A 9,461-nucleotide genomic window follows, 5' to 3' on the forward strand; every position below is an offset into this window, starting at 1 on the left:
GTGTCCGGGTTGGGGTGACCGTGCTCATGATGACAACAATGAGGGAGCGAACTTCGTAGCACAATCGAGAAATCGCACCGGGTACCTCGTAGGATCGCTTATATGTTGAATCTGGAGCGCCTGCGCACCCTCGACGCCCTGGCCCGGCACGGCTCGGTCAGCGCCGCCGCCGACGCGCTGCACGTCACCACCTCCGCGGTCTCCCAGCAGCTGGGCAAGCTGGAACGCGAGGTGGGGCAGCAGCTGCTGGCCAAGAACGGCCGGGGCGTACGGCTCACGGACGCGGGCCGGCTGCTCTCGGAGCACGCGGCGCGCATCCTGTCGCAGGTGGAGCTGGCCGAGTCGGACCTGGAGGCGCAGCGCGGGCAGGTCGTCGGCGAGCTGCGGCTGTCCGCGTTCCCCACCGCCGCCCGCGGCCTGTTCCCCGTGGCGCTGCCCGCGCTGCGCGCACAGCACCCGGGGCTGCGGGTGCGCTCCAGCGAGCTGGAGCCCGAGCAGGGCATCGCCGGTGTGGTGCGCGGCGACCTCGATCTCGCGGTGGTCCTGGACTGGTACAACAAGCCGATGCCGGTGCCCGACGGACTGGTCAAGGCGCCGCTGCTGGACGACCCGGCCGAGGTCGCCATGCCGCTGGGGCACCGGCTCGCGCACCGCGACGAGGTGGACCTCGCCGAGTTCGCCGACGACGAGTGGATCACCTGGGGCCAGGGCGAGTTCTGCCACGAGTGGCTGATGTTCACCCTGCGCTCCAAGGGCGTCGAGCCGATCGTCGGCCACCGCGCCGGTGAGACCCACACCCAGCTCCAGCTGGTCGCCTCCGGGCTGGGGGTGTGCATCGCGCCGCTGCTGGGCCGCCACCCGGTGCCGGACGGCGTGGTCCTCGTACCGCTGACGCAGCGGGTGCGGCGGCACGTCTACGTCGTCTGGCGTGCGGACGCCGACCGCCGCCCCTCCATCCGTGCGGCGGTCGAGGCCCTGCGTACCGCGACCGAGAAGCTCAACTGAGCCCCGGTTCGCGGAAGTCCAGGAGAGGACCTGCTCCGGCACGAGCCGGGCCCAGGCGTGACGGCCGTCGGCGGCTCGTCGAGACCGAAGTACTTGCGGGCGAACAGCGGTACCAGGGAGGGGAGTTCGGCGAACGGCCGTCCGCTGCGGGGCGCCGCGCCGACGAACTCCACCCGGCCGGACAGCTCGGCCCCGCGAGATTCGGCGTACTCCTCGCCCGCGTCGACGACCACCGCCACCCGGGGATCGCGGCGCAGCTGGATCCAGCGGCGGCTGCGCACCAGCGAGTGCAGCCCCGGGCGCTCACGTGCGGTGCGCCGTCGGTGGCCGTGGCGTGCCGGCGGGCGTGGTGAGCCCGGACGCCGCCCTGCCGAACTCGCCCGCGCCGCCCGCTCGTCGGGACCCACGACGATGTGGACCGGCTGGTCGGCGGCGCGCACGGGACCGGCGCCCAGGTGAGCGGTCGCCGAGCGCCGCCCGGACGGCCGGGGCGCCAGCCGCGACGCCCGGTTGTTCCGCGTCGCCGAAGGGAGCCCCGGGCAGGCGGCCCCGCGAACGCCGCCGCGCGCGGCGGCCTTTGCCTTGCGCAAGGGCGCAACTATGATCCGATCGGCCGTGTTGGCGGTGGGCGCCCGCGATGGCGGCGCGCGACTGCCCGGCAACCGCAGGATCCGAACGGGGGACCATACGCTCGCCGATCTCAAAGGTGAGCTGCGCGTTGGCGCCTGAACGCACGGATACACCACCCGAGCGCCACCTCGGCGGCGCCGAATCAGGGAGAACGACCTCGACATGATGGGCCATTCGCATGCCGTGAGCGGTGCACTGATCTTCGCGGGCACCGCACCGTACGTGCCGCCGCTGGTGCTGCACACACATCTGGCGCCCCAGGAAGTCCTCATGGGAACGGTGTTGTGCGCGGGTGCCGCCCTGCTGCCCGACCTGGACCACCATGACGGTACGATCGCCAACTTCCTCGGCCCGGTCTCCAAAGTGCTGTGCCGATTCGTCGCATGGGTCTCCGGTGGTCACCGCCACGCCACGCACTCCCTGTTCTTCGTCGCCCTCATGACCGTCGGCAGCTGGGCCGGAATCAGCTGGCTCGGCAGACCGTTCACCCTCGGCATGAGCTTCTTCCTGCTGGCGCTGGCCGTCCGGGCGCTCAATCTCTGCCCACCGGGGCATGGCTTCCACGCATGGGGCACCATCGTCGCCCTGGCCGGCCTGGGCACGGCAGCCCTCGACAAGTTCATCCCCTCCGCCCCCGGCTGGCTCCCCTACGCCATCGGCCTGGGCTGCATGGCACACCTCCTCGGTGACTCCATCACCAAACGCGGTGCGCCCTGGCTGTGGCCGCTGAAGTCGCGGTACGAGATCGTGCTGATCAAGAGCAGCGGCAACAAGATGGAGACCGAGATACTCACACCGCTGATGGGTGCCGCCACCATCGCCCTGCTCTGGCTGACCGTTCTCGCGCCCCAGCCCATCAACTGACCTCGCGGCCCGCAGCCCACGACACGTACGCCTGCGCGTCTGACGAAGACCGGGCTCTCGTGAACCGCCGTCCGGCCTCCCGCTCCGAGGTCATGTGGGCCGTGCCCCGAGGCAGCGATTCGTCTCTACTATGGTTGCGCAATCATTGAACTGTTGCCGTGGAGATGGCTCATGTCTGATGCGACGGTCTGGGAGACGGCAGTGCTCGAAGGGGGGCCTGGAGACGGCTGGCGGGTGAGGGTTTCCGGCCGGCCGCGAGTGCTCCAGGTGACCTGTCCCTGCCCGGTCGAGGCCGCCCCGCCGGGTGCGCGGGCAGAAGGCGTCTACGTCTACCGCCGGGACTACGAGGTGAGGACGGAGCCCTTGCGGTACGGCTTCGACGTCGCCAGCCCCTGATCCTCAGGGTGTTCGGCGTCTGCGGGCCGCACGAGTCTTCGCGGGGGCGGGAGCGTTCCTCATGGCGTCGGCGGGCCGGCTCGGGCCCCCTCCCCTGGTGATCACCCTCGGTTACTATGCTCACTTCATGCCCGAGGCCGGAAGCAGGGGGCCGAACGGCCGTCGACGGACTCCTGGGGAGACGGGGGATCTGCATGCCGGCCGGAACCTTCCGTCTCTCTCCGAGGCCCGTCGGCGGGTGCCTGTTGCTGCCGTGGCCCCAGAGGCTGATCATGTATTGCGAGGCTGAAGAGATGGATGGCCTGGGAACATGCTGAAAGAGGTCACCGCGACCCGCTACATCACGCCCCTGCGTGAGGGTGGCTCGTTGCCGGGGCTCGTCGAGGGGGACGACTTCGGTACCTACGTCATGAAGTTCACCGGCGCCGGGCAGGGCCGCAAGACGCTGGTCGCCGAGGTGGTGTGCGGCGAACTCGCCCGGCGCCTCGGCTTCCGGATGCCCCGGCTGGTCACCCTGGAGCTGGACTCCGTGCTGGGACTCGGCGAACCCGAGCAGCAGGTGCAGGAGCTGCTGCGGGGCAGCGGCGGCACCAACCTCGGCATGGACTTCCTCTCCGGCGCACTCGGCTACGACCCGCTCGCCTTCGACGTGAGCCCCGAGGAGGCCGGGCGGATCGTCTGGTTCGACGCGCTGATCAACAACGTGGACCGCTCCTGGCGCAACCCCAACCTCCTGGTGCACCGCGGCGAGCTGTGGCTCATCGACCACGGCGCCACGATGATCTGGCACCACAACTGGCCCTCCGCCGCGACCTCCGCCGCGCGCCCCTACGACGCCTCCGACCACGCCCTCGCCCGGTTCGCGCCCGACGTCGAGGCCGCGGCCGCCGAGCTGGCGCCCCGCGTCACCGAGGACCTGCTCGCCGAGGTCACCGCCGAGGTCCCGGACGCCTGGCTGGCCGGCGAACCCGGCTTCGACACCCCGGACGACCTGCGCCGGGCCTACGCCCGGCCGCTGCTCGCCCGCGCGGCCGTCATCGCCGGCCGCATCACCGGTCTCGGCGGACAGGAGGAGGGCAAGTGAGCGAGACCCGCATCCACATGGCCGGTCATGTGACCGAGCGCCACATCACCCGGGCCGGACAGGGCGGCGACCGGGACGTGTTCGAGTACGCGCTGCTCAAGGTCGTGCCCCGGGTGGAGCGCGGCGAGTGCATCAACGCGGGCGTGGTCGTCTACAGCCGGGCCAAGGGGTACGTCGGCGCCCGCACCCACCTGGACGAAGCACGGCTGCTGGCCCTGGACCCGGCGGCCGACGCGGCCGGCATCCGGGCGGCGCTCGGCGCGATCGAACGCCACTGCGCGGGCGGCGAGGAGGCCGGTCAGGCCGCCCGGGACGACGCGGGGCGCCGCTTCCGCTGGCTGATCGCACCCCGCTCCACCGTGGTCCAGCCCGGCCCGGTGCACACCGGCCTGACCACCGACCCGGCCGCCGAGACGGAGCGATTGCTGGACCTCCTGGTGAGGTAATGGATCACAACGGCCGGATGCGGCGTTGACACCGGGTGCCAGGGCTTCTAGCGTCGTGTGAGCCGAAGATACTAAGCGGTCGCTCACCGCACCAGCGGCCCTCCCGAGGGGCCGCACGGGTTCTCTCAAGGGCGAGGAGAAACAACAATGTCCACCACTGAACAGCGGGTCGCGGTCGTCACCGGCGCGGCGCGCGGCATCGGTGCCGCCACCGCCGTACGCCTGGCGGCCGAGGGCCGCGCGGTCGCCGTGATCGACCTGGACGAGGCCGCCTGCAAGGACACCGTCGAGAAGATCACCGCGGCCGGCGGCAAGGCCGTCGCGGTCGGCGCCGACGTCTCCGACGAGGACCAGGTCGCCGCGGCCGTCGCCCGGGTCACCGAGGAGCTGGGCGCTCCGACGATCCTGGTCAACAACGCCGGCGTGCTCCGCGACAACCTGCTGTTCAAGATGAGCGTCTCCGACTGGGACACCGTCATGAACGTGCACCTGCGCGGCTCGTTCCTGATGACCCGGGCCGTGCAGAAGCACATGGTGGACGCCGGCTTCGGCCGGGTCGTCAACCTGTCCTCCTCCTCGGCGCTCGGCAACCGCGGCCAGGTCAACTACTCCGCCGCCAAGGCCGGTCTCCAGGGCTTCACCAAGACCCTCGCCATCGAGCTGGGCAAGTTCGGCATCACCGCCAACGCCGTCGCCCCCGGCTTCATCGCCACCGAGATGACCAAGGCCACCGCCGACCGCGTCGGCATGGGCTTCGAGGACTTCAAGAAGGCCGCCGCCACCCAGATCCCGGTGCAGCGCGTCGGTGAGCCGGAGGACATCGCCAACGCCATCGCCTTCTTCACCGGCGAGGCGGCCGGGTTCGTCTCCGGCCAGGTGCTGTACGTCGCCGGCGGACCGCTCGACTAAGGGGACCGGTACATGACTTCCGCACAACTCCCGCCCCTGTCCGGCAAGGTCGCGCTCGTCACTGGCGCCAGCCGCGGCATCGGCTTCGGCGTCGCCGAGGCCTTCGTGGCGCGCGGCGACCGGGTGTGCATCACCGGCCGCAACGAGGAAGCCCTGAAGGAGGCCGTCGAGAAGCTCGGCTCCGAGCGGGTCATCTGCGTCGCCGGCAAGGCGCACGACCTCGACCACCAGAGCGAGGCCGTCGAGCGCACCATGGAGGCCTTCGGCCGCCTGGACCACCTGGTCAACAACGCGGGCACCAACCCGGTCTTCGGCCCCATCGCGGACCTGGACCTGAACGTCGCCCGCAAGGTCTTCGAGACCAACGTCATCTCCGCGCTCGGCCTGGCCCAGAAGGCCTGGCACGCCTGGCAGAAGGAGAACGGCGGCGCGATCGTCAACATCGCCTCGATCGCGGGCCTCGCGCCCTCCCCGTTCATCGGCGCCTACGGCGTCAGCAAGGCCGCGATGATCAACCTGACCCAGCAGCTGGCGTACGAGTTCGCGCCGAAGGTGCGGGTCAACGCGATCGCCCCGGCCGTGGTCAAGACCAAGTTCGCGCAGGCCCTGTACGAGGGCCGCGAGGAGGAGGCGGCGGCCGGCTACCCGCTGGGGCGGCTCGGCGTGCCGTCCGACATCGGCGGCGCCGCCGCGTTCCTCACCTCCGAGCAGTCGGACTGGGTCACCGGTCAGACGCTCGTGGTGGACGGCGGTCTGTTCCTCAAGGCCGGCGTCTGAGCCCCTTCCCGGGCGCCGGATTCCGAACGGGCCGGCGTCCGGGGAACCGCACAGCGGACACCTGGGAGACTGACAACGAAGTCATCCAGAAGACGATCAACTCACCTTGTTTCAAGGGAGGTTGAGCGTGCCTACGCTGCGGTAGGGTCTGCCGACCTTGGTAGGGCGGATCGAGGAGCGTGCGCGTGTTCAACCGGAACCGATTCCTGCGGAGAGTCGCGGCGATCGCGTCCGTGTCGTCCGTATCGCTGGTGACCGGCTGCGGTCTGCTGTCCGACGGGGACCCGGGCAGCGGCGGTCCGATCGTGGTGGGCACCACCAGCGCCCCCAGCACGCTGGACCCGGCCGGCGCCTGGGACGGCTCCTGGGAGCTGTACCGGAACATCTACCAGACGCTCCTCGCCTACCCCAACGGCGCCACCACCCCGCAGCCGGACGCCGCCGAGAGCTGCTCCTTCACCGACACCTCCAGCCGCACCTACCACTGCACCCTGCGCAAGGGCCTGAAGTTCGTCGACGGCGACCCGCTGACCGCGCGGGCCGTGAAGTACTCCGTCGACCGCATCCGCGCCATCGACGCCCCCGGCGGCCCCGCCGGACTGCTGGGCAGCCTCGACCGGGTGGACACCTCGGGGGACCGAGACATCGTCTTCCACCTCGGCAAGCCCGACGCCACCTTCCCCTTCGTGCTCGCCACCCCGGCCCTGTCGATCGTCGACCCCGAGGACTACCCGGCCCGCGCCCTGCGCAAGGACGCGGGCGCGGACGGCTCCGGGCCGTACCGGCTCAGCTCGTACCAGGAGGAGCGGCAGGCCGTCCTCACCCGCAACGACTCCTACCAGGGCTTCGCCAAGCGGCAGAACGACGCGGTGACCATCCGCTACTTCCAGGACTCCGCCGGCATGGTCGCGGCGCTGCGCGCCAAGAAGATCGACGTCACCTACCGGGGGCTCGCCGCCGGCGACATCCTCGCCCTCCAGCAGGACAACGACTCCGGCCTCCAGCTGGTGGACGGCGCCGGCACCGACATCAGCTACCTGGTGTTCGACCCCGAGGACCCCTGGGCCGATCGGCCCGCCGTGCGCAGGGCCATCGCCCAGCTCGTCGACCGGGGCGCGATCGCGCACAAGGTCTACAAGGACACCGTCGACCCGCTGTACTCGATGGTGCCCAAGGGCCTCACCGGCCACACCACCGCCTTCTTCGACGACTACGGCGACCCGAGCACCGCCAAGGCCCGCGCGCTCCTCCAGGCCGCGGGCATCCGGCAGAAGGTCCCGCTCACCCTCTGGTACACCTCCGACCGCTACGGTTCCGAGACCGCCCTGATGTTCAAGGAGCTGAAGCGGCAGCTGGAGGGCTCCGGACTGTTCACCGTCACCCTCGAAAGCCGCCCCTGGAAGACCTATGTGGTCGGCTACCAGAAGGGCGAGTACCCGGTGTTCGGCCGCGGCTGGTCCCCGGACTTCCCCGACGCGGACAACTTCATCGCCCCCTTCACCGGCGAGCACAACGCGCTCGGCACGTCCTACCCGGCCAAGGAGATCACCGGGAAGCTGCTGCCGCACTCGCGCGCCCGCGGCGACCGCGCCGAGACGGTCGACGACATGGCGCGGGCCCAGCGGATCCTGGCGACCGACGCCCGGCTGCTCCCGCTGTGGCAGGGCCGGCAGTACGTGGCGGCCAGCGACGACATCGCCGGCGGCGAACAGGCCCTCGACCCCTCCACGATCATGATGATGTGGACCCTGCACCGCAAGACCAGCTGGTGAGGGCCCCGGCTACGCTGGGGCGGGGGGCCTCGGGACGTTCGTTGTCAGTGGTCGCCGGTAGGTTCTGAGGCCTGCAAGTGACCGCACATCGTGAGGACGTTGACGTGACCGACATCGCCATGCTGCCCGAGTCCTGGCGCGGGGTTCTGGGCGACGAACTGCAGCAGCCCTATTTCAAGGAGCTGACGGAGTTCGTCGAGGAGGAGCGGGCGAAGGGTCCCGTCTATCCGCCGCGCGAGGAGGTCTTCGCCGCGCTGGACGCCACCCCGTACGACCAGGTCAAGGTCCTCGTCCTCGGCCAGGACCCGTACCACGGCGCGGGCCAGGGCCACGGCCTGTGCTTCTCGGTCCGCCCCGGTGTGAAGACCCCGCCCTCCCTGCGCAACATCTACAAGGAGATGCACGCCGAGCTGGATCTGCCGATCCCGGACAACGGCTACCTGATGCCGTGGGCCCGGCAGGGCGTGCTGCTGCTCAACGCGGTCCTGACGGTACGCGAGGGCGAGGCCAACTCGCACAAGGGCAAGGGCTGGGAGAAGTTCACCGACGCCGTGATCCGCGCGGTGGACGCCCGCCCCGACCCGGCGGTCTTCGTGCTCTGGGGCAACTACGCGCAGAAGAAGCTGCCGCTGATCGACGAGACGCGGCACGTGGTCGTCAAGGGCGCGCACCCCTCCCCGCTGTCCGCGAAGAAGTTCTTCGGCTCGCGCCCCTTCACCCAGATCAACGAGGCGATCGCCGCCCAGGGGCACGAGCCCGTCGACTGGCGCATCCCCGACCTGGGCTGAGGGCGGCCCGCAGCGTGACGGCGCCGCCTGATGGGGAATGACGGCGGCGCCGGTTAGCGTCGGGGGCACGACAGCGGACGATCGCCGGAGGACGCGGTGGCGGAGCGACGGGAACAGACGGCCCTGGACGAGATGCTGACGCGGATCGGCCAGGTCGTGATGCTGCACCACGGCGGCGACCGCGAGGAGGCCCGCAGCCGCTTCCTCGACCTGTGGGCGGAGATCGGTGAGGACGGCGACGCGCTGCACCGCTGCACCCTGGCCCACTACCTCGCCGACACCCAGGACGACCCCGAGGACGAACTCGCGTGGGACCTGCGGGCGTTGTCGGCGGCGCGGGAACTGCCGGACGGCGACCCCCGGGGCGTGCCGGGCTTCTTCCCGTCCCTGCACCTGAACCTGGCCGCCGACTATGTGAAGCTGGGCCGCCCCGAGGCCGCCCGCACCCATCTCGGCCACGCCCGCACCGCCGCCGGTGCCCTCGCGGACGACGGCTACGGCGCGGGCGTGCGGGCCGCGATCGCGCGCCTGGAGACGAGCCTGCGGGGGACCGGCCCGGCGGACGACGGCCCCTGGGGGCCACCACGGCAGCGGCCCAGCTGAGCGGGCGGCGCCGCGGGCCGCTCAGTGACGGCCGTAGGTCCGTTCGCAGATCTCCGACTCCGGGCTGTTGCCGCGCCAGCCGCCGTACTCGCGGCCCAGGTCGCAGACGTCCGCCGGCACCTGCTGGGAGGCGCGGCAACAGCCCGGAGTCGGAGATCTGCGAACGGACCTACGGCCGTCACTGAGC

The 9,461-nt window shown here is 71.2% G+C and carries 10 protein-coding genes and 1 pseudogene; 10 read left to right on the plus strand and 1 reads right to left on the minus strand.

The window, feature by feature from the left end; genetic code table 11:
- Positions 1–102: 102 nt before the first annotated feature.
- A complete protein-coding gene (locus tag FRZ03_RS05320; RefSeq protein WP_146463963.1) occupies positions 103–1,005 on the plus strand; it encodes a LysR family transcriptional regulator in 903 nt (300 codons plus the stop codon).
- Positions 1,006–1,023: 18 nt separating this feature from the next.
- Here FRZ03_RS05320 and FRZ03_RS40065 read toward each other — a convergent pair.
- Positions 1,024–1,298 (minus strand): annotated as a pseudogene (locus FRZ03_RS40065) (pyridoxamine 5'-phosphate oxidase family protein); the annotation flags it as partial.
- Positions 1,299–1,800: 502 nt separating this feature from the next.
- Between FRZ03_RS40065 and FRZ03_RS05335 the strand changes: the two are divergent.
- From FRZ03_RS05335 to FRZ03_RS05380, 9 genes are all read left to right on the plus strand, one after another.
- A complete protein-coding gene (locus FRZ03_RS05335) occupies positions 1,801–2,499 on the plus strand; it encodes a metal-dependent hydrolase (RefSeq protein WP_261398572.1) in 699 nt (232 codons plus the stop codon).
- 171 nt (positions 2,500–2,670) lie between these two features.
- Positions 2,671–2,895, plus strand: coding sequence for a hypothetical protein (locus FRZ03_RS05340; protein WP_146463965.1), 225 nt, complete (start codon positions 2,671–2,673; stop codon positions 2,893–2,895).
- Positions 2,896–3,205: 310 nt separating this feature from the next.
- Entirely contained in the window at positions 3,206–3,979 is a 774-nt protein-coding gene (locus FRZ03_RS05350) for a HipA family kinase (RefSeq protein WP_146463966.1), read from the plus strand.
- On the plus strand, positions 3,976–4,425 hold the full coding sequence (locus FRZ03_RS05355; protein ID WP_146463967.1) for a DUF3037 domain-containing protein: 450 nt from the start codon (positions 3,976–3,978) through the stop codon (positions 4,423–4,425). Before FRZ03_RS05350 ends, FRZ03_RS05355 begins: the two co-directional genes overlap by 4 nt.
- A gap of 147 nt (positions 4,426–4,572) precedes the next feature.
- A complete protein-coding gene (gene fabG / locus FRZ03_RS05360) occupies positions 4,573–5,334 on the plus strand; it encodes a 3-oxoacyl-ACP reductase FabG (protein ID WP_146463968.1) in 762 nt (253 codons plus the stop codon).
- A 12-nt stretch (positions 5,335–5,346) separates the two neighbouring features.
- A complete protein-coding gene (locus tag FRZ03_RS05365; RefSeq protein ID WP_146463969.1) occupies positions 5,347–6,111 on the plus strand; it encodes an SDR family oxidoreductase in 765 nt (254 codons plus the stop codon).
- 185 nt (positions 6,112–6,296) lie between these two features.
- Complete coding sequence (locus FRZ03_RS05370) at positions 6,297–7,883, plus strand: ABC transporter substrate-binding protein (RefSeq protein WP_146463970.1); 1,587 nt, start codon at positions 6,297–6,299, stop codon at positions 7,881–7,883.
- A gap of 104 nt (positions 7,884–7,987) precedes the next feature.
- Complete coding sequence (ung, locus tag FRZ03_RS05375) at positions 7,988–8,671, plus strand: uracil-DNA glycosylase (RefSeq protein WP_146463971.1); 684 nt, start codon at positions 7,988–7,990, stop codon at positions 8,669–8,671.
- 96 nt (positions 8,672–8,767) lie between these two features.
- Entirely contained in the window at positions 8,768–9,274 is a 507-nt protein-coding gene (locus FRZ03_RS05380) for a hypothetical protein (protein WP_146463972.1), read from the plus strand.
- Positions 9,275–9,461: the final 187 nt, after the last annotated feature.

It is taken from the genome of Streptomyces misionensis (assembly GCF_007896895.1).
In the GTDB taxonomy this organism is placed as follows: Bacteria; Actinomycetota; Actinomycetes; order Streptomycetales; family Streptomycetaceae; genus Streptomyces; species Streptomyces misionensis_A.